The organism is Flavobacterium fluvii (assembly GCF_900129545.1).
In the GTDB taxonomy this organism is placed as follows: domain Bacteria; phylum Bacteroidota; class Bacteroidia; order Flavobacteriales; family Flavobacteriaceae; genus Flavobacterium; species Flavobacterium fluvii.
In genome coordinates, this window is record NZ_FQWB01000002.1 from 488,473 (window position 1) to 509,969 (window position 21,497).

Consider the following 21,497-nt stretch of genomic DNA (forward strand, 5'->3'; position numbering starts at 1 on the left):
TGCGTTTGAAGGTTTTAAACCTTCGTTTTGTATGCGGTCATAGACCGATTCTCACTTCCGCAAAGTCAGAGACTTTGCGGAGCGAATATCATTTATTTTAATTCAGCCAGTGATTCTTGTAATGCCACGATGAATGTATCAATAGCATCAGTAGTAATCGTTAACGGAGGAAGAATTCTCAACAAGTTTTTGTTGTTGGCTCCACCCGTAAAAATATGTTTTTCAATAATCATTTTCTTTCTCAAAGCACTCACGTCAAAATCAAATTCAACGCCTAGCATCAATCCTTTTCCTTTTACTTTCGTGATTTCAGGAATAACTTTGATGGCTTCAAAAAAGTATTCTGATACTTTGTTAGTGTTGGCAATTAGATTTTGTTTTTCCATCACATCCAAAACAGCTATTCCGGCAGCACAAGCCAAATGGCTTCCACCAAAAGTAGTTCCCAACAACCCATAACTCGCTTGGAATTTAGGAGAAATCAAAACCCCTCCAATTGGGAAACCGTTCCCCATTCCTTTGGCAGTGGTTACGATATCAGGATTGATTCCGTGATGTTGAAAAGCAAAAAACTTTCCGCTTCTTCCGTATCCGGATTGTACTTCGTCCAAGATTAAAACGACTTCATTCGCAGCACAAATTTTTTCTAAAGCCTGAAAGAATTCCGTTGTTCCTTGGTCTAAACCACCAACACCCTGAATAGGCTCGATGATAACCGCGCAAACATCTCCTTTTTTCAATTCTGCTTCTACCAAATCAATTTGGTTCAATGGCAGGAAAGTAACGACTTGTTGTGCGTTTAATGGAGCTACAATTTTTTTGTTATCGGTAACTGCAACAGCCGCCGAAGTTCTTCCGTGAAATGAATTATCAAAAGCAATTACTCTTGATTTATTGGTATGAAAAGAAGCTACTTTCAAAGCATTTTCATTGGCTTCAGCTCCAGAACTGCAAAGGAATAAGCTGAAATCATTCAAGCCAGATGCTTTTCCTAGTTTTTCTGCTAATTCTACTTGTAATGGATTTTGAATAGCATTCGAGTAAAAACTCAAATTATCCAATTGTTCTTTTACTTTGGCCACATAATCCGGTTGGGTGTGACCGATAGAAATTACTCCGTGACCAGAGTATAAATCTAAATATTCGATTCCTTTATCGTCGTAAATAGTGCAGTCTACTGCTTTTACAGGTGTAATAGGATATAATGGGTAAACGTCAAATAAGTTCATTTTGTTTTGTTTTTAGTTGATGGTTTTTGGTTGATAGTTGATAGCTAAGTTGGAAATCCCAACAACTAACAACTATCAACTAACAACCAATTTTAGAATCCGCTTGGTTTCAGGTGTAAACCTGTAGTTTCTTCAAGTCCAAACATCAGATTCATATTCTGAATTGCTTGTCCTGAAGCACCTTTTGTTAAGTTATCGATTACCGAAGTAATCAAAATCCGGTTTCCTTTTTTCATTAAACTGATGATACATTTGTTCGTTTGCACCACTTGTTTCATATTGATATCAGTAGTAGTAACGGTTACGAATGGCTGATCTTTGTAAAACGCTTTGTATTTTGCAACTACATCTTCCAGACTTTCTTCGATTGTGGTGTAAAGTGTAGCAAAAATTCCTCTGGAGAAATCACCTCTGTTCGGAACAAAAATCAATTCGTTTTTATAAGCCGCTTGCAATTGGTTTACGCTTTGGTTTATTTCGCCCAAATGTTGGTGATTGAAAGCTTTGTAATGTGACATATTGTTGTTTCTCCAACTGAAATGTGTGGTTTCTGAAGGGGTAACTCCGGCTCCGGTACTTCCGGTTGTGGCATTGATATGAACATCATCGTTCAATAATCCTTGGGATGCTAATGGTAATAATGCCAATTGAATTGCAGTTGCAAAACAACCAGGATTAGCAATATATTGTGCGCTTTTGATGTCGGTTTTGTTCAATTCCGGCAAACCATAAACAAAAGATTTTCCGTTGAAATTTTTGTCTTTCGTTAATCTGAAATCATTTCCTAAATCGATGATTTTAGTTTGGTCTGAAAACTGATTTTTCTCCAAAAATGAAATTGATTTTCCGTGTCCTAAACACAAGAAAACGACATCTACATTTGGATTTACGGTGTCGGTAAAATTCATTTCGATATCGCCCAACAAATCGTGATGCGCGAAAGAAAGTGGTTTTCCCGCATTGGTTGTGCTGTATACAAAATCAAGTTTAGCGTTTGGGTGAAACATCAATATTCTGATGAGTTCCCCAGCCGTGTAACCTGAACCGCCAATTATACCTATTGAAATCATATTTTTTATTTTTGGTAGAGGCGGGTTTAAAACCCGCCTCTATTATAATTATTTATTCGTAAGTTTCGTTGTTTACAGACGAAAATATGTTTTGAGCATTACCTAATATTTTGATAAATCCTTTCGCATCGTCAGATGTCCAGGCATTGTTCATTTCTCCGTATTGTCCAAAACCTGTATTCATCAAATCATTTTTAGATTCGATTCCGTCTAATGAAAAGTGGTATGGTTTCAAAGAAACGGTTACTGTACCATTTACGGTTTTTTGAGTGTCTTCAAGGAAAGTTTCGATGTTTCTCATTACAGGATCCAAAAATTGACCTTCGTGAAATAACATTCCGTACCAGTTTCCTAGTTGCTCTTTCCAGTATTGCTGCCATTTTCCAAGAGTGTGTTTCTCCAATAAATGGTGCGCTTTGATGATGATTAGCGGTGCCGCAGCTTCAAAACCAACTCTTCCTTTGATTCCAATAATAGTATCTCCAACGTGAATATCTCTTCCGATAGCGTAAGCATTAGCTAATTTTTCTAAAACAACAATGTTGTTAGAAGGTTTGTCAGCTACACCGTTTACAGCAACTAATTCTCCTTTCAAGAATTCTAAAGTTACTTTCTCTTCACCAGTTTTTTGCAATTGTGATGGATAGGCTTCGCTTGGTAATGGTTTGCTTGAAGTTAAAGTTTCTTTTCCTCCAACACTTGTTCCCCAAAGTCCTTTATTGATGGAATATTGTGCTTTTTCCCAAGAATAGTGTACACCATTTTTGGCCAAATAATCCACTTCTTCTTGACGAGATAATTTCAAGTCACGGATAGGAGTGATGATTTCAATTTCGGGAGCGATGGTTTGAAAAATCAAATCAAAACGAATTTGGTCGTTTCCAGCACCAGTACTTCCGTGAGCGATAGCAGTTGCGCCAACAGATTTTGCATATTTAATAGCTTCAATAGCCTGAAAAACACGTTCAGCACTTACTGATAAAGGATACGTATTGTTTTTTAATACATTTCCAAAAATCAAATACTTAATAGCTTTGTCGTAATATTTATCTAAAATCGTCAAGTTAGCGTGTTTGGCGCTTCCTAATTCGTAAGCTCTGTCTTCGATAGCTTTCAATTCAGCATCGTCAAATCCTCCTGTATTGATTAATACAGTATGAACTTCGTATCCTTGTTCGTTTTTTAAATATTTTAGACAGTAAGATGTGTCTAATCCTCCGCTATACGCTAATACTACTTTTTTACTTCCCATTGTTGAACTATTATTGGCTATAAGCTGTTGGTTAAAACGATTAGCTTTTAGCTGTTTATATTTATTTTATTATTTTGTTGAATCTTTATCTTGCTTTTTTTCTAGAAAAAGAGCTGCTTTAATTTCTTTTAATCTGTTCCAAATCCTTACGTTAAATGGATGTTTTGGTGGATCTTTCGGTTTTTCTGCCGGATCGTAAAGCATTCCGGTACAAAGGCACATTTTGTTGTCTTTGCTTTTCAAGATCTCGTAATTGGTACAGGTTTGACAGCCTTTCCAAAAACTTGGATCGCTAGTTAATTCTGAAAACGGAACCGGTTTGTATCCCAAATCGGAATTGATTTTCATTACGGCCAAACCAGTCGTGATTCCAAAAACTTTGGCTCCAGGATATTTTTTCAAAGAATAATTAAAAACAAAGGTTTTTATCTTTTTGGCCAAACCGTGATTCCTGAAATCAGGATGTACAATCAATCCGGAGTGTGCCACATACTGACCGTGTTGCCAACTTTCAATATAACAGAAACCAGCAAAAACACCTTTTTGATCCAATGCAATAACGGCATCACCGCTAGTGATTTTTTTCTTGATGTAGTCTGGGGTTCTTTTCGCAATTCCAGTACCTCTCAATAAAGCAGAAGATTCTATTGTGTCACAGATTTCCTGCGCATATTTAAAATGTTCTTCTTGAGCTATAACTATAGATATTTTCATTTCAAGAGTTAAAGTTGGGGTTAAAAAATAAAAAATTTATTGGTTTCGAAAAACTGTTCATATTCGAGTTTATCGTTGAATTAGTACCATACAAAATCGCCCCTAAAAGTAGAGTGCAGGATGACAAGCAGAAAAAAATGATGTTTTCAGAATGAAATAATCCGATGGATGATACTAATAATTTCAAAATAATGAAAAGTGAAAAATGAATAAATATTACAAAACACACTTGGAGCTATAGTTATAGCATCCGTACTTCGGGAGAAGCGGTTGGTTTGTTTATCCGTGAAACAGTAATAATATGTATACTTGTTTTTTTCATTGGTGCAAATTTACACATATTTTATTAAATATAAATGATTTTTTTTATTTTGTAACAAAATTGGGTAATTCTGGGTTTTTACTCTCTAATTCAAATGTGGATATTGTCCGTAAAACGAGTGCTTTCAAAAGAGTACATCATTGAAACGTACAAAAAAATCCGACATTTTTATCAAAAAAATGTCGGATTGTGTATGTAGGTAAAAAATGGTTTATTTCCTCACAAATGGAGGTAGCAGTTTGCTTGAAACTTCTCCGAAACCAATTCGGATTTCATTGTTCTTGCAATACCCCCTCATAATTACGGTATCCCCATCATTTAAGAACTTGCGTTCAGTTCCGTCATTTAGTTTAATAGGGTTTTTTCCGCCCCAAGTTAATTCCAGCATTGAACCAAAACTATCGGGAGTTGGACCAGAAATGGTTCCAGAACCCATCATGTCACCTGAATTCACTCGGCAACCATTGGAAGTATGATGCGCCAATTGTTGGCTCATCGACCAATACATGTGTTTACAGTTGGATTGAGTGACGATTGTTTCCACAGCCTCTTCAGGTTGGATAGCCACTTCGAGATTAATGTCAAAATTATGTTTTCCTTTTTGTTGCAAATAAGGGAATGGCGCAGGATCTTGTTTAGGTCCTTTGGTTCTGAAAGGCTCCAAGGCATCCAATGTGATAATCCAAGGAGAAATAGAGGTGGCAAAGTTTTTTGCCAAGAATGGTCCAAGGGGTTCGAATTCCCATTTTTGAATATCGCGCGCACTCCAGTCGTTCATTAAAACCATTCCAAAAATATAATCTTCAGTTTCTGTCACGGGGATATTTTCTCCCATTATGTTGGTGTCGGTAGTGATAAAAGCAGTTTCCAGTTCAAAATCTACTGATCGTGAAGTACCAAAAACAGGAGTTGTTTCGCCTTTGGGTAAAGTTTGTCCCATAGGTCTGTGTACGGGAACTCCCGATGGAATAATTGAAGAACTTCTTCCGTGATACCCTAAAGGAATATGAAGCCAATTAGGTAATAGTGCATCTTCTGTTTCGCGAAACATTTTTCCTATATTGGTTGCGTGATTTTTATTGGAATAAAAATCAGTAAAATCACCAATCAAAACTGGTAATTGCATTTCGACATCTTTTATGTCAAAAATTATAATTTCACGATGTTCTTTATTGTCTTGAAGTTCCGGGTTGGTTTCATCAAATAATTCTGCCAAGCGATTTCGGACCAATCTCCATGTTTTTTTTCCGTCCGATATAAAATCATTCAGGGTGTCTTGCGTGAACATGTCGTCGGTCAATTCAATGCCTTCAAAGTAATTTAACTGTTGCAAAGCTCCCATATCAATGGCGCTATTCCCAATTCGAGTACCAATGGTGATGACATCATCTTTGGTAATAAATACGCCAAAAGGTATATTCTGAATAGGGAAATCACTGTCCTCGGGAACGTTGATCCATGATTTTCTATTGGTGTTATTGGCTGATATTGGCATAATGCTGTTAATTATTTTGTTGAGAAATAGTCTTCAAATATATCATAAACTAACTGTTTACCAAACGTTTTTTTGTATTTTTGCGCACAAATTAACTAAATTGAAAGATAATGCAACGCGACGAACAAATTTTTGACCTTATTTTAGAGGAACAAGACAGACAAATTCATGGACTAGAACTGATAGCTTCAGAGAATTTTGTGAGTGACGAAGTAATGGAAGCAGCTGGTTCTGTTTTAACCAATAAATATGCCGAAGGTTATCCTGGCAAAAGATACTACGGCGGTTGCGAAGTGGTGGATGTTATTGAACAAATTGCCATTGACAGAGCCAAAGAATTGTTTGGTGCTGGATATGCCAATGTTCAACCGCACTCTGGTTCACAAGCAAACACGGCGGTTTTCTTCGCTTGTTTAAAACCGGGAGACAAAATATTGGGATTTGATTTATCACACGGTGGTCACTTGACCCACGGTTCTCCAGTGAATTTTTCTGGACGTTTATACAATCCTGTTTTTTATGGTGTAGACAAAGAAACTGGACGATTGGATTATGATAAAATTCAGGAAATAGCCACTAAAGAACAACCAAAATTAATCATCGCAGGTGCTTCGGCATATTCTCGCGACATGGATTTTGAGCGTTTCAGGATAATTGCCGACAGCGTTGGTGCTATTTTGATGGCCGATATTTCGCATCCAGCAGGTTTAATTGCCAAAGGATTGATGAATGATCCAATTCCTCATTGTCATATTGTTACAACGACAACACATAAAACATTGCGTGGTCCTCGTGGAGGGTTGATCATGATGGGGAAAGATTTTGAAAATCCTTGGGGATTGACTACTCCAAAAGGAGAAATCAGAATGATGTCAGCCTTATTGGATTTAGCTGTTTTTCCAGGAAATCAAGGTGGTCCTTTGATGCACATTATTGCTGCAAAAGCGGTGGCTTTTGGAGAAGCATTGCAAGACGAGTTCTTTACTTACGCTTTGCAATTGCAAAAAAATGCCAACGCCATGGCTGATGCATTCGTAAAAAGAGGTTACAACATTATATCTGGTGGAACTGACAATCACATGATGTTGATTGATTTGAGAAACAAAAATATTTCTGGAAAAGAGGCCGAGAATGCCTTGGTAAAAGCAGAAATAACCGTAAATAAAAACATGGTTCCTTTTGATGATAAATCACCGTTCGTGACTTCTGGAATTCGTGTGGGAACTGCAGCAATCACCACTCGTGGACTTGTTGAAGAAGACATGGAAACTATCGTTGACTTGATTGACAGAGTTTTGGTAGATCACACCAACGAAGCTGTTATCGAAGAAGTAGCCAGTGAAGTAAACGAAATGATGAGCGAAAGAGCCATCTTCGTTTTCTAAAAATTATTTTAATTCAATTTTAAAACCTTCATTAGTTCGCTTTTGAAGGTTTTTTTTATCAAATGAACATGACGACAATTTTTCAAGCCACAGTTGAAGACATTGAAACCATCCAAAAAATTGCCCATACCGCTTGGCCGGTCACTTATGGCGACATTTTATCGAAAGAGCAAATAGACTATATGTTGGAAAAAATGTATTCGGAAGCTACTTTAATGGATAATCTAAATAAAGGGCATCATTTTGTACTGGTCAAGGAGAATTCTGTTTGTTTGGGGTTTGCTTCGTTCGAACATAATTATTTGAACGAGAAATGTACCCGTTTGCATAAAATTTATCTCCTTCCGGAAGCGCATGGCAAGGGATTGGGGAAAATGTTGTTGGAAAGAATTGTGGCTTTGGCCAAAGAAAATCATTCCGACACGATTTCATTGAATGTAAACAAGTTTAACAAAGTTTGCGTCTTTTATAAAAAAATGGGTTTCGAAGTCGTTGCCGAAGAAGATTTAGACATTGGCGACGGTTATTTGATGGAAGACTACAAAATGGAAATGAAAATTTAATTTTTTTTCTACCTATAATATATAATAGCCCAATTTAATTCCCTTTCGAAGTATAAACTTCGAAAGGGAATTTTGTGTTAAATACTTGGAATAGATTTCCTTGATTTGTGAAAATGTTTTCATTTTATTGTTAAATCTTTCGTGTTGGTTTTTAGGTATTTACGTAAATAAAAGACAGATTTATCCTTTATAATGTAGGTCTCTATTTTCAGTTTTCCAGAAGAAAATGGCGCCTAAATCAAAAAATAAAAAAACTACAACGTTAGCGTTATTTTTGTTTTTTGTCTTCAAAATCAGCTGAAAAAAACTCATAATTAATTTTTGAGAAGTAAACCAAAGAAGATGTGCAGCTTTTTTGGATAATGTATGAATATTTGCTAAAAAACATCTAAAAATCATTAGTGATTTACATATTTTGTAAATTTAGGGTATAGAAAAAACAACAAAATATATTTAAATAAAATAGATAATTAAAACATTAAAAATGAAAAATTTATTAGAAAGAACAGAGTTAAGTGAAGGAGTCTTGAATAAAGGAGTTTGGAACAATACTATTAATGTACACGATTTCATTTTAAAAAACATCAAACCATATGAAGGCGATGCCGGTTTTCTTGTAGGTCCATCAGACAAAACAACTAAACTATGGGATGTTTGTAAAGAATCGCTTTTGAAAGAAAGAGAAAATGACGGTTGTTTGGCCATTGACACCGAAGTGATTTCGAATATCACTTCTTTTGGCCCTGGATATATCCAAAAAGAAAATGAAACCATTGTAGGACTTCAAACAGACGAGCTTTTGAAAAGATCGATGAAACCTTTTGGAGGAATCAAATTGGTTGAATCTGCCGTGGCAGAAAGAGGATTGAAAGTTTCCGATAGAGTGGTTGATATTTTTAATTATGCAAAAAACCACAATCAAGCCGTTTTTGATGCTTATGACAGCGAAATTAAAACTTACAGATCAAAACACGTATTAACAGGTTTGCCTGATAATTATGCCAGAGGAAGAATCATTGGCGATTTCAGGAGAGTGGCTCTTTACGGAATAGACCGGTTGATTGTAGAAAAAAAATCAGATAAAGAAAAGGTTTCTGGCGAAATGAACGATGCCAAAGTTCGTTTGCGTGAAGAAATTGCAGAGCAAATCAATGCGTTGCAGGACATGAAAAAAATGGCGCTGACTTATGGAATCGATATTTCAAAACCTGCCGTAAATGCACATGAAGCCGTCCAATTTACTTATTTGGCTTATTTAAGTGCCGTTAAGGAGCAAGATGGAGCAGCTATGTCTCTTGGAAATGTTTCTTCGTTCTTGGATGTGTATATCCAAAACGATTTGGAAGCTGGAAATATTGACGAGGTTCAAGCCCAAGAATACATTGACCAATTTGTAATGAAATTGCGTTTGGTGCGTCACCTTCGTCCTGGAGCTTATGATGCCATTTTTGGTGGAGATCCAACTTGGGTCACCGAAGCCATTGGAGGTCAATTGCACGATGGAAGAACCAAAGTTACCAAAACGTCTTTCCGTTTCTTGCAAACACTTTATAACTTGGGAGCTTCTCCAGAACCAAACTTGACTATTCTTTGGTCTGAAAAATTGCCACAAGGGTTCAAAGATTTTTGTGCACAAGTTTCGATCGACACTTCATCACTTCAATATGAAAATGACGACTTGATGAGAGACAATCGTGGGTCGGACGATTATGGTATTGCTTGTTGCGTTTCTTACCAACACATCGGGAAAACCATTCAACACTTTGGTGCTCGTGCCAACTTGCCAAAAGCGCTTTTGATGTCCTTGAACGGGGGTAGAGAAGAAGCTCAAGGAGTGCAAGTGGTGAACAACATTTCAGAAATAGACGATGAAGTTTTGGATTATGACACTGTAATGAAATCTTTCAAGAAAACATTGGCTGAAGTAGCTCGTGTCTATGCCAAATCAATGTACATCATTCATTATATGCACGACAAATATTATTATGAAAGAGCCCAAATGTCCTTGATTGATTCTAATCCAAATATTGACATCGCTTACGGTGCTGCCGGAATTTCCATTATTGCCGATTCCCTATCAGCCATCAAATATGCCAAAGTATCTCCAATTAGAAACGAATTCGGATTGACCACGGATTTCAACATTGAAGGAGATTATCCAAAATTTGGTAATGACGATGATAGAGTGGACAGCATTGCACAAGAAGTGACCAAAATTTTTATCGACGAGTTGAGAAAACATAAAACGTATAAAAATTCAACTCCTACACTTTCATTGCTGACCATTACTTCAAATGTAATGTACGGTTCCAATACTGGAGCAACTCCAGATGGTCGTAAAGAAGGCGAGGCTTTTGCCCCGGGAGCAAATCCAATGCACGGAAGAGACGAGAACGGAGCGATTGCTTCCTTGAATTCCGTGAGTAAATTGAGCTACAATGATGCCCAAGACGGAATTTCTTATACTTTCACGATGGTTCCTAAATCTTTGGGAAATAACTTGGAAGAGCAAGTGGCCAATTTAACCACTACATTGGATGCTTATTTTGGAAGAAATGCCCACCACTTGAATGTTAATGTCCTAAACAAGGAAACTTTGGTGGATGCCTACAATCATCCCGAAAATTATCCTCAATTGACTATCCGTGTTTCAGGTTATGCCGTTAATTTCGTACGTTTGTCTAAAGCACACCAACTTGAAGTTATCAGCAGAACATTCCATGATACCATGTAATTGATTGAAAAGCTTCAAAATAACGCAGGCTTTATTGATGCTATTCCTTTAATTATTTTTTTAAAGGAATAGCATTTTATAAATCAATTAAAAAATAAAATATGTACTTCCCAGAACAACCCAATCATCTATTAAACGATACCGACTTTGATTCATTAAGAATACACTCTTTGGAAACCTTTGGAACTCATGATGGTCCCGGAATCCGAATGGTCGTTTTCGTTCAAGGATGTCAATTTCGATGTTTGTATTGTCAAAATCCAGATTCAATAGATATACACGGAGGTTCATTGGTAACCATCGATGAACTCGTTACCAAAGCATTAAAACAAAAATCTTATTTTGGAAAACAGGGAGGAGTCACCGTTTCGGGTGGAGAACCTTTATTGCAAAGATCCAAATTGATTACTTTTTTTGACCGTTTGCACGAACAGGGAATCAATACTTGCCTGGATTCGAATGGACGAGTTTTGGATTCGCAAACCAAAGAAGTTTTGGACAGAACCGATTTGCTGTTGCTGGACGTGAAACACATCAACGAAGAATGGCACAAAAAATTGACCGGTTTGAATAATAGTACCACCTTGAAAGTTGCCGAATATCGCGAAAGCACCGGCAAACCCATGTGGTTGCGCTATGTTTTGGTACCTGGATGGACGGATCAAGAAGAATATTTGCACGAATGGGCAAAACATTTTTCGGGTTATAAATCAGTTGAAAGAGTGGAGATTATCCCTTTTCACCAACTGGGAAAACACAAATGGGAACTGATGAACATGGAGTATGCACTTGCAGAAACAGTTTCTCCCACTGCAGAAACGTTGGAAAAAGTAAAAGCTATTTTTGACTTGTATTTGGATAACGTGAAAATAAAATAAATTCAATTTACAAAGCATTTAAGAAGTTAAAAGAATGAAAAAGAATAAATATTTGATTGTCTTGGCTGGAATGATCATGCAGCTATCAATTGGGTCCATTTACGCCTACAGCAAATGGATTGAACCATTGGCAAAAGAATTAAATTGGGATGCACACGACACCAAAACAGGTTTTAGTTTGGCCATTTGTTTTTTGGGATTAACGGCGGCTTTTATGGGTAAATTTGCCCAAAAAGTGGGACCAACCAAAGCGGGATTATTGGCAACCGTATTTTTAACCGTAGGATTGTTGGGTAGTGCATTCGCTGTAAATATAGGCTCCATCTACTTGTTTTACTTGACATTTGGTGTTTTGCAAGGCATTGGGTTGGGATTTGGATACGTGGTTCCGGTTTATACGGTCGTAAAATGGTTTCCGGATAAACCAGGATTGGCTTCGGGAATCATCATTATGTCCTTTGCTTTGGGCTCGTTGTTGGCTTCTTTCTTGATTAGTCCATTAATTGCTTCCATGGGATTGTCCGGCGCATTTTCAACATTGGGAATTGCTTACGGAATTTGCATGTTGTTGAGTGCTTTGTATTTGGCAAATCCTGCAATTGTTGAAGCAAAACACCACGCTCACGTCGATTTGACTCCAAAAGAAATCATCACCGACAAACGTTTTATCGCACTTTGGCTATTGTTGTTCTTGAACGTATGTGGCGGTATTGCCATCATCTCGAAAGCGGCCGTGTTGGGACAAGAAGTAGTGGGAATGAGCGCAGAACAAGCGACGATGTTTGTTGCCATCATTGGATTGTTCAACGGAATCGGGCGTTTGTTCTGGTCCAGTATTTCGGATAAAATAGGTTGTTGGACCACTTTTATGCTTTTTATTGGAATAAATGCAGTTTGTTTTGCCTTGATGCCTAGTTTTTCAAGCAACAACACTTCTTTTCAAATCTTGACTTATGTCATTATTGCGGGCTATGGCGCCGGTTTTGCCACTATGCCTTCTTTCGTGAAAAGTATTTTTGGAACCGAGAATTACGGACAAGTATTGGGTTACACCTTGACGGCTTGGTCGGCAGCAGCCTTTGTTGGGCCTTTATTGTTGGGTTTGAGCACTGAAATTACCATTTTCTACCTGTTCTCCATATTGTTGGTAGTTGCCTTGGTAGTTGGATTTTGGTTGAAAGGATTACTTGAAAAACAATTGGTTGTGGCATAATCATTTAACGATTTATAAATGAATTCCGAACACTTGATTTATCAGGTTTCGGAATTTTTTAGTTTATGAGAAGTTCGTGTTTGAAAAGCAGTCCTTTTACTTCGTTCAACGAAAAGACAGCCTTTTTTAGTTTCGTTTTCGTTGGGTCTATGGTGTAATTGTAGCTGGTTTTGAAATTGGCCTTGTTTGCGTTGGCTTTCGCAAACTCGGAACGGTATAAGTCACAGTTGTCGAAAACTACTTCAGTCAAATCGGTGCTCATGAAATCCACGGCGATAATACTGCAATCGATAAACGTGGTTCCTTTTATTTTCAGGGTATAAAATTTGGAGAAATCCAGTACACATTCCTTGAAATGAACCTCAAAAATGAGTTTGTCACACATCGCAAAATTCACTTCTTCCATTTTGCAAAGATTGAAAAATACGCTTCGAAGCGCCACGTGATTGATTTTGGCTCCGCTAAAAAGACAATCGTTAAAGGTACAATCAATAAAAACTACTCCAATAAAATTGCATTGCGAGAAATCGCAAGCGTTGAAAGTGCAGCATTCAAATTCCTTTAAATTGACTTCTTGTTCACCATAAACGAGGTTGTTGTATTCGATGTCAAGGAAATATTGGGTCATAAATGGATTGTGAAATAGTTTGAGTAAACTCAAAAAGCAAATCTATACAAAAAAAGGCTGCACTTTAGAAAGTAGGCGGAAATTATCTGGAATAACATCTCCATTTATGTGTTATTTTTGTGGCTAAATGTGAAGTCCATGAAAAATTTTAGTTCTATTGCGCTAAAATCCATACCCTAAACCAACGGTGATTCTGGCTCGGTCATCGATACTTTTGAAGTAGGTAACTCGACCAGTAATTGCGTTTAGCCCATTAATCCATAATCCACCACCAACGGATTGATGCCATTTTTGGGAGTTTTCTCCATTAAGCCAAACCCTTCCGTAATCAAATCCTCCCAGGATTCCATAAGACATCGGTATGATACTCTTTTTGATTTTTCCGATATTCCAGCGTAAATCTGTACTTTGATAGAATGAAACTTTCCCCAGAAAACGTTCGTTTCTGAAACCTCTCAGATCATAATCACCGCCCAAAGTGGCTCCTTGATAAAATTCGAAATTATTATTGAACAACACTTTTGATTTTATGATAGTGGCCAAAACAAGCTGTCCTTTTGCATCAATTTTATGGTTGAAGTTAATCTTTGCGTCCAAGGTTGGGAAATTGCTTTTCGTTTCCCCTACATTCATTTTCCAACTGCCCGCCACTGAAAATCCAAATCCCATGGTAGGAAGCGAGGGAACATCATAATTCTCAAAACTATATTTGAGGGCGACTCCCACATATTGTTGGTTATTAAAAACATTCGGGTTTACGGCTCCTGGAATATTGATGTATCGATCGGTGGTTTCTTCGACTTTTAATTTTTCAAAAAGAGCGCCAAAACTAATTTCACTTCCATGGCGTCCCACTTTTTTGATGGAAGGTGTTGCTCTCAGCGTTCGCAAACGAACCCGATTGTAATCCATTCCATAAAGTTCATCATCATTTACGGTTTCATTTCCATAACCAAAATAATTGATGGTGAAGTTGGGACTCGTAAAATTTGATTCTAATTCGAAATTCCAATTGCCTAAAATTCTTGGAAAATAGCCATTGTAAGTAAATTCATAGCCGCTGGTTGCAAATAAATAATTGACTTTCAACACGTGTTTTTGGGTATAGGGATATTGATTGAATTTGTTTACGACATAGTTTGCAATGAAGCCTAATTTCACGCCGTCATCAGGATTGTAACCGCCAAAAGGAAATCCCGAAAAGGCATTGTATTTTACCTTTTGGTAGTTGTATAAATTGGGTTCGTATTCATCGGTCAAAACCGTTTTGGTTTTGGCATCCAAAGCATAATTGTTCGGTTTTGATTTAAAGTCATAGATTTTTATTCTTTTTCCATTTTCAACAGTATAGGAATCGTTGTTTTGTCCCCCAATCAATCGAATCTTTATACCCGATTTAGAGTTGCCTTTTACTTCAAATACATCGACGTCGTCCAAACCATAAATCCAAATGTTTTTGGTTTTTCCAGCAGTGAAATTTTTGGTGTACAGTAATTCATCACCTTCTTTGTTGAGCTTGTATACTGCTATTTCAGTGTTGTTTTTTGAGGTGTTGGTTATTATGAATTTGTCTTTTTTATCTGTACCGACAATCAAAACCGTTTTTTGCAATACGCGGTAATACTCTTTGGCATAGTTTTGAAGTTTGGTTTTTCGTATTTTTAATTTTTGTTTGATCTCTTCAATCGTTTCGTCCTGGACTTCTTTGGGCAAATTGGTAAAAGCGGCGTCAATTTCGACATCCGAAAGCTGTTCTTGGATGTATTTGGCTTGTTTTATCCATTCTTTTTCATCGGCTGTTTTCAGGAAAGCAATGTCCTGTGGATAGGGTTCACGGTTCAACCATTTTACATTTTTAATATCATTCTTAAATGTTTGTTGATTGCGCATTACGGGTTTGTTCATTAATATGGAGAATAAGGCACCATCAAATTTTGTAAAAGCTTGATCCCTGTTTCTGGGAATGGGTTTGTAAACTATTTTTCCGTTTTCATGGTATTCGCCCCAGCGCCATTGATCACTATCCCTGTCCCAATCGCCAATTAGCATGTCAAATAATCTGGCTTTAATATATTCCGGTTCATCTATGGTATATTTTTCCTCTTTATGAAGGTTTTTCATGACATCATCAGTACTGATGATATCAAGAGGTTTTCCAAAACTTTCCGTATTCTTTTGACTGCCCGTTAGATTTTCTTCCACCAAGTACAATTCATCTCCAAAATTATAATTGAAGCCCTTTAAAACAGCTTGTTTTGGGATGAAATATAGAAGGGGATTTGTATGTGCCACGCCAATTTTGTCTGACAGATTTGCTACGGCCAGTTGGGTATAAGGGTGGGAAGTAGTGTAAAAATCAAATAAAAAACCTTCAGCATAAGTGTTGTCAAATTGATTTAAAACAAATTGGTTCTTGAATAATACAGTTTGCAGAAAACGGGAGGTGCTTTTTTTTAGGGCACGCATTACATATTCTTTTTCCTTTGCATTAACAAGACCCAACGATTTAGATTGGTATTCATCACCTTCTCTTGTGGGTTTGACTCCGCCAAAAAGAGTGTCCAAAGTGGCAGTTTTTGCTTTAATGGGCAAGCTGTAATATTTACGGTAATGTTGCCCAAAAAGGAATTTATGAAAAATACTTTTCCGGGTCATTTCATCGGAATAAATGGAGGTTGTAGTTGTCGCGGCAAATTTTGTGGGCAAGTTGATTGGTGCCACAGTGTCTCGCACTTTTATGATGGTTTGTTCCAAAAGCAATTTCTCCCGTTGGTTTTCATTGCCATAAAAGGCTACTTTAGTTTCACCATTTTTATAAAGCGTTAATACAGCATAGCCATTGCCTCCGTATGAAAAATCAGTTGGATTGACCGCTTTGGCAGCTTCTGGATTTGAACCGGCACCGCTAATGATTTGTCTTATGTTGTTTTTGCCCAAGTATTGCAAATTACGGTCATGACCCGATACCACAATCACGTTTCTTTGGTTTTGCAAAAGTGTTTTTACCCGTTTGGCAAAATTGGTGTACACCTTGTTTTGAGTATCCTGTGGATTGATGCCAGATGTTTTGCGAATTAAATTGATGGCAGAACCAATAACGGGAAGCGGGATTTTTTGTTCCAATGGAAAAAGTTCTTTTTCCAACGCATATTGTCCGCCGTGGGAACCGTTGCTCATTAGCGGATGATGCATTGCAATGATTACTGTTTTGTCTTGATTTTTATTCAAAAGACTTGCCAGTTCGTCAAAAAAACCTTCCCGGGTTTTGATGCTGCAATTGTCGTTTATGGTGGGGTATTTGTCCCAATCTTCCAAAAACCATTGACTGTCGATAGCGATTAAAGTGATGTTTTTGTCAATTATTGATTCTTCCAGACCACAGCTTTTTTGAGGCAAAAATGCTTTTTTGTCATTGAGGTAATCCGTTACAAATTTTTCTTGACGTTCCAATCCCGTAATTCCGTTGTACCAATCGTGATCGCAGGGAATAAAAATGGTTTTGCCTTTGAAGTTTTTGGATAACTGCAACTGGTTTTTGAGTTTGGTTTCAGCCAAAGCACGTTCTTCTGGAGCATCATTTTTTGGAAATCCTTTGGGATAAATATTGTCGCCAAGGAATAATAGCGTACTTTTTTTATTTGAATTTTCTAACCTGTTTTGGAGTATGGCAAGCGTTTGCTGCGCTTTTTCTTCTTCAGTATTTCCTGCATCGCCAATCAAGAAAAAGGTATGGGCAATTTTTGAGGAATCGGTTTCATTTAGGATGACATAATTTTTTATGTTTTTGCCATATTGGGCATGATGTGTAGCGCAAGATTGTGCTACCAAGATCAATACAATGATGGCGAAATTTATTTTACTCCTTTTTGTGAAACAACTTTTTAAAAACAACACCATAATTATACTTTAAATTAGTTAGCTTTGAGATTGCCAATTGCTCAAAGAAATATATGCTTTGACTTGTTTTGGCGAACCTAGTTTTTAAAAAATTGTTTTTTTTTTGAGCTTTTAAGAATAATCAAAACCACTTATTTTCATCAGAAACGTATTTATTGGTCTTTAATAGCTTCTTCTGATCAATGGGTGTCAAGCTCGTGTACCTTTTCGTTGGTCACAGACGGAAAGTTGGAAAAACCCCTGTGTTCTTGATGCCATTTTGCCAACTTGTCAAATCAGGAAGAATACTATTGAATTATCCATTGGTGTGGACAGTGCTAAATGTTTTACACATGTGCATTCATCAAGTTGTCGAAAAGACCAAACGCTTTGAGTAGCCAAACAATCACAAGAATTACAACCACAATGTTGAAGATTTTTTTTATCGTGTAATCCATTGGAATATAAGTGTTAACGAGCCAAAGAAGGACGCCCACGATAATTAGTACTAGCAATATGGTAAGTAGTGGCATAATAATTGATTTTAAGTTGAATCAAAAGTATTGTAGTTTATTCCTAAAAGAGTTATATAATTCAAAAAAGGAGTTGCATTATTCACGTATTTAATACTTCGATAGTTGGATTTGCACAAGAGCAAAGTAATCTGAGGAAGAGATACATACTCACAAGATTGAAAATAACACCATTTTTTTTAATTGCCAAAAGCCCTAAACAGTGTTGAGTGTTTGGGGCTTTTTTTTGTGTATCGTCCTGAAAAATTTCCAAAAATATTTGCGCAACCGAAAAGTTGTATATATTTTGCAAGCAATTGGTTTATAATGATTAGACCAATTAATATTAAAACTAAACCAATAATCAATTATGAAAAACAAAATCACTTTCGTTTTAAGTCTGTTATTTGGACTGATGTTTATCAATGCCGGATTGAACAAGTTTCTGAACTATATGCCAATGCCGGAGCATTTGCCCGAGAAAATGATGAAAGCAATGGCTGCTTTTATGGAAATAGGTTGGCTAATGCCGCTTGTTGGAACTTTTGAAGTTTTGGGAGGTTTGTTGATCATCATACCAAAGACAAGAGCATTGGGCGCTTTGATGATTTTCCCCATTATGGTCGGAATTGTATTGACGAATATAGTGCAGGATTCCAGCGGATTGCCTATTGCGGGAGTTTTTAGTGCTATCTTGATTTGGATAATGTATGACAACAAAGAAAAATACGCTCCTTTGTTTAAATAAAAGCAATAAATAAAGATGTAAAAAAAGCAAACCCTAAACATTTTTAAGTGTTTAGGGTTTTTTGTAGCCCCATTTTGGGTCAAAAATTTATTACAATACCAATTCGCCCAAAGCTTCTTTACTGAATCCTACAAGCTGACTTGTTTTTCCTGATTTTATTTTTGCAGTCCAGTTGGGGTCGGACAATAAAGGTCTTCCAACGGCAACCAAATCAAAATCGCCCCTGTCGAAACGTCTGTTCAATTCATCCAATGAAGTGGGCTGTGAACTTTCGCCTGCAAAAGCACCAAAGAAATCACCTGAAAGTCCAACAGAACCAACGGTAATGGTTGGAGCTCCCGTTACTTTTTTGGCCCAACCCGCAAAATTTAAATCCGATTTTTCGAACTCGGGTTCCCAGAAACGGCGCTGTGAACAATGCAAAATATCGACACCGGCATCCACAAGAGGCGTTAGCCAAGCGTCTAGTTCCTGCGGATTTTTGGCCAATTTATAATTGTAATCCGAAGGCTTGAATTGGGAGAAACGCATGATTATCGCAAAATCGTTGCCGACTTGTTTTCTGATTTCTTTCACTACTTCAATGGCAAAACGATTGCGTTGCCGCAATGTTTTTCCGCCATAAATATCCGTGCGTAAATTGGTTTCAGGGCTGAAGAATTGGTCAATCAAGTACCCGTGGGCACCGTGAATTTCGATGGTGTCAAAACCCAGTCTTTTGGCATCGGCAGCCGCTTTTCCGAAAGCAAGAATGGTGTCTTCAATATCTCTTTCAGACATCGTATTTCCGTTATTGAAACCCGGACGGTTTAATCCCGACGGCCCTTCAAAAGGAACTGGCGGTACCCAGCCCGAATGATGATTGTCCATAATTCCCATGTGCCAGATTTGCGGTCCCATCTGGCCTCCGGAAGAGTGGACTTCATTGATCACTTTTTTCCATCCTTTCAGTGCTTCATCGCCATAAAAGTGGGGAACATTTCCATCATTGGATGACGAAGGCCTGTCGATGACAGTTCCTTCCGACAATATCAAACCCACTTCGCCTTCGGCTCTTTTTTGATAATAAGCGGCTACTTCGTCTGTTGGAATTCCGTTTGGAGAAAAGGAGCGCGTCATTGGCGCCATTACGATTCGGTTTTTAAGATGTAACGATTTTAGGCTAAAGGGCGTAAATAAATTAGTTGTACTCATAATTTTTATATGTTAGATTATTAATGTGTTTTGGTTTCACCATTAAGATATTAAGAAAATAAAGGCTTAATCTATTCTCAACGGTTTACAAACCGTTATTTTTTTTACCATTAAGATATTAAGGGAATAAAGACTTAATCTATCTTACATATTTTAATGGTTTTGATTTTATTAACGGTTAAGAAAAATAGAAACTTAATTTTTCTTAATATCTTAATGGTGAAAAAAAATGTGATTTATCTCCAGCCTCCGCCCAATGAACGGTACAATTCAGTATTGGCTGTAAGTTGTGCTCTTTTGATATCTGCCAGTTCCAGTTCACTTTGCAGTAAATTGGCCTGTGCAGACAATACTTCAAGATATTCTGCCATTCCGTTTTGGAACAACATTTTCGAATTCTTGATGGCTTGATGCAATGTTTTTACGCGTTCCTGAAGAAAGTACTGCTGCTGGTTTAATTTTTCGACTTTAACCAAGGCATTCGATACTTCGCTAACTGCCACCAACACAGATTGTCTGAAACTTAAAACGGCTTTTTCTCTTTCGGCAACCGCAATATTATATTGTGTTTTCAGTTTTTTGTTGTTCAATAAAGGCTGTGTCAAACCTCCCGCAACAGTTCCAAATAAGGAAGCCGGAATATTGAACCAGTTACTGCTTTCGAACGAATTTAATCCGCCTTGAGCCGTGATTCTGAGCGCAGGATACAAATCGGCTTTGGTGATTCCAACATTGGCATTGGCAGTTTTTAGAGCCAATTCGGCGCTTTTTACGTCAGGTCTTCTGCTTACCAATGAAGACGGAATTCCGATTGAAGCATTGTTTTTCACTTCGACAGCACCAAGAACGATGCTTCTTTTTTTCGAATTGGGGAATGAACCGGTCAAAACGCTCAACGCATTTTCCTGAATCGCAATGTTTTGTTCCAATAAAGGAACCAATTGCGCTGCATTTAATTTTTGCGCTTCCGACTGCTGGATGGCCAATGAAGTCACCTGCCCGGCGTCAAATTTCAGTTTGATGATAGTAGAGGTGCTGTCAATTAATTGCACGTTTTTCTTGGCGATTTCCAATTGTGCGTCCAACATCAAAAGATTGTAATAGCCGCTGGAAACATTGGCAACAATAGTGGTCTGTAATGCTTTTTTTACTTCTTCCGATTGAAGATAACTGGCAAATGCGCCTTTCTTTTGGTTTTTGATTTTCCCCCAGATATCAGCTTCCCACGAAAGAGAAACTCCTGTCGAGAAATCGTCAATATGTTTGGCACCTAGAGCCTGATCCAGAGTTCTTCCGGTAAAACTGTTATCAGAAGGATTATTGGTATTGGCAGTCACAAATAAATTGACCTGCGGTACATTTCCCCATTTGGATTGCGTGAATCTGTATTGTGCAATTTCGATGTTTTTTGTTGCAATCTGCAAGTCGTTGTTTTTGGCCACGGCACTATCAATTAATTGGATGACATCTTTTTCGGTAAAGAAATTTTTCCACTCCAAATCACCAATACTGGCAGTATCTTTTGAAACCGATGCATTCCTGAAATTCTCGGGAAAGGCATCTTTTGGAGTTTCAATATCCTTGGAAACTGTACAGGATATTATTGTGGTGATCAAAATGGGGACCATCACGATTTTGGTTATATATTTTTTCATTTTACTTTTTCGTAATTAAATTTCTGGGC

At 37.4% G+C, this 21,497-nt stretch carries 16 protein-coding genes; 6 read left to right on the forward strand and 10 right to left on the reverse strand.

The genetic code is table 11. The features are described 5' to 3' along the window. Positions 1-92: 92 nt before the first annotated feature. The 5 genes from BUC16_RS07625 to fahA all read right to left on the reverse strand — a co-directional run bounded on the left by BUC16_RS07625 (position 93) and on the right by fahA (position 6,082). Entirely contained in the window at positions 93-1,229 is a 1,137-nt protein-coding gene (locus BUC16_RS07625; RefSeq protein ID WP_073369448.1) for an aspartate aminotransferase family protein, read from the reverse strand. A 92-nt stretch (positions 1,230-1,321) separates the two neighbouring features. Then, the gene (gene argC / locus BUC16_RS07630; RefSeq protein ID WP_073369449.1) at positions 1,322-2,299 is read right to left on the reverse strand and encodes an N-acetyl-gamma-glutamyl-phosphate reductase; all 978 of its coding nucleotides are present in this window, start codon (positions 2,297-2,299) and stop codon (positions 1,322-1,324) included. Positions 2,300-2,351: 52 nt separating this feature from the next. After that, a complete protein-coding gene (locus BUC16_RS07635; RefSeq protein WP_073369450.1) occupies positions 2,352-3,551 on the reverse strand; it encodes an argininosuccinate synthase in 1,200 nt (399 codons plus the stop codon). 69 nt (positions 3,552-3,620) lie between these two features. Then, positions 3,621-4,265, reverse strand: coding sequence for a GNAT family N-acetyltransferase (locus BUC16_RS07640; protein ID WP_073369451.1), 645 nt, complete (start codon positions 4,263-4,265; stop codon positions 3,621-3,623). A 533-nt stretch (positions 4,266-4,798) separates the two neighbouring features. Beyond that, positions 4,799-6,082, reverse strand: coding sequence for a fumarylacetoacetase (gene fahA, locus BUC16_RS07645; RefSeq protein WP_073369452.1), 1,284 nt, complete (start codon positions 6,080-6,082; stop codon positions 4,799-4,801). Between the two features lie 110 nt (positions 6,083-6,192). Here fahA and glyA point away from each other — a divergent pair, with 110 nt between their 5' ends. From glyA to BUC16_RS07675, 5 genes are all read left to right on the forward strand, one after another. Next, a complete protein-coding gene (gene glyA, locus BUC16_RS07650; protein WP_073369454.1) occupies positions 6,193-7,467 on the forward strand; it encodes a serine hydroxymethyltransferase in 1,275 nt (424 codons plus the stop codon). A 68-nt stretch (positions 7,468-7,535) separates the two neighbouring features. Continuing rightward, the gene (locus tag BUC16_RS07655) at positions 7,536-8,030 is read left to right on the forward strand and encodes a GNAT family N-acetyltransferase (RefSeq protein ID WP_073369455.1); all 495 of its coding nucleotides are present in this window, start codon (positions 7,536-7,538) and stop codon (positions 8,028-8,030) included. Positions 8,031-8,514: 484 nt separating this feature from the next. Further along, positions 8,515-10,764, forward strand: a complete 2,250-nt coding sequence (gene pflB, locus BUC16_RS07665; protein WP_073369457.1) for a formate C-acetyltransferase — start codon at positions 8,515-8,517, stop codon at positions 10,762-10,764. Between the two features lie 101 nt (positions 10,765-10,865). Then, on the forward strand, positions 10,866-11,642 hold the full coding sequence (pflA, locus tag BUC16_RS07670) for a pyruvate formate-lyase-activating protein (RefSeq protein WP_073369458.1): 777 nt from the start codon (positions 10,866-10,868) through the stop codon (positions 11,640-11,642). Positions 11,643-11,676: 34 nt separating this feature from the next. Then, on the forward strand, positions 11,677-12,855 hold the full coding sequence (locus BUC16_RS07675; protein WP_073369459.1) for an L-lactate MFS transporter: 1,179 nt from the start codon (positions 11,677-11,679) through the stop codon (positions 12,853-12,855). A gap of 58 nt (positions 12,856-12,913) precedes the next feature. Here BUC16_RS07675 and BUC16_RS07680 read toward each other — a convergent pair whose 3' ends face one another. The 3 genes from BUC16_RS07680 to BUC16_RS07690 form a co-directional block, all read right to left on the reverse strand. Continuing rightward, entirely contained in the window at positions 12,914-13,483 is a 570-nt protein-coding gene (locus tag BUC16_RS07680) for a pentapeptide repeat-containing protein (RefSeq protein WP_073369461.1), read from the reverse strand. A 162-nt stretch (positions 13,484-13,645) separates the two neighbouring features. Beyond that, complete coding sequence (locus BUC16_RS07685) at positions 13,646-17,380, reverse strand: ShlB/FhaC/HecB family hemolysin secretion/activation protein (RefSeq protein ID WP_073369462.1); 3,735 nt, start codon at positions 17,378-17,380, stop codon at positions 13,646-13,648. A gap of 326 nt (positions 17,381-17,706) precedes the next feature. After that, positions 17,707-17,892, reverse strand: coding sequence for a Thivi_2564 family membrane protein (locus BUC16_RS07690; RefSeq protein WP_073369464.1), 186 nt, complete (start codon positions 17,890-17,892; stop codon positions 17,707-17,709). Between the two features lie 349 nt (positions 17,893-18,241). Between BUC16_RS07690 and BUC16_RS07695 the strand changes: the two genes are divergently transcribed. Then, the gene (locus tag BUC16_RS07695; RefSeq protein WP_073369465.1) at positions 18,242-18,619 is read left to right on the forward strand and encodes a DoxX family membrane protein; all 378 of its coding nucleotides are present in this window, start codon (positions 18,242-18,244) and stop codon (positions 18,617-18,619) included. Positions 18,620-18,709: 90 nt separating this feature from the next. Here the strand turns inward: BUC16_RS07695 and BUC16_RS07700 are convergent, their stop codons facing one another. Next, on the reverse strand, positions 18,710-19,813 hold the full coding sequence (locus BUC16_RS07700) for an NADH:flavin oxidoreductase (RefSeq protein ID WP_073369467.1): 1,104 nt from the start codon (positions 19,811-19,813) through the stop codon (positions 18,710-18,712). Positions 19,814-20,049: 236 nt separating this feature from the next. Further along, positions 20,050-21,468, reverse strand: coding sequence for a TolC family protein (locus BUC16_RS07705; protein ID WP_073369469.1), 1,419 nt, complete (start codon positions 21,466-21,468; stop codon positions 20,050-20,052). Positions 21,469-21,497 lie beyond the last annotated feature (29 nt).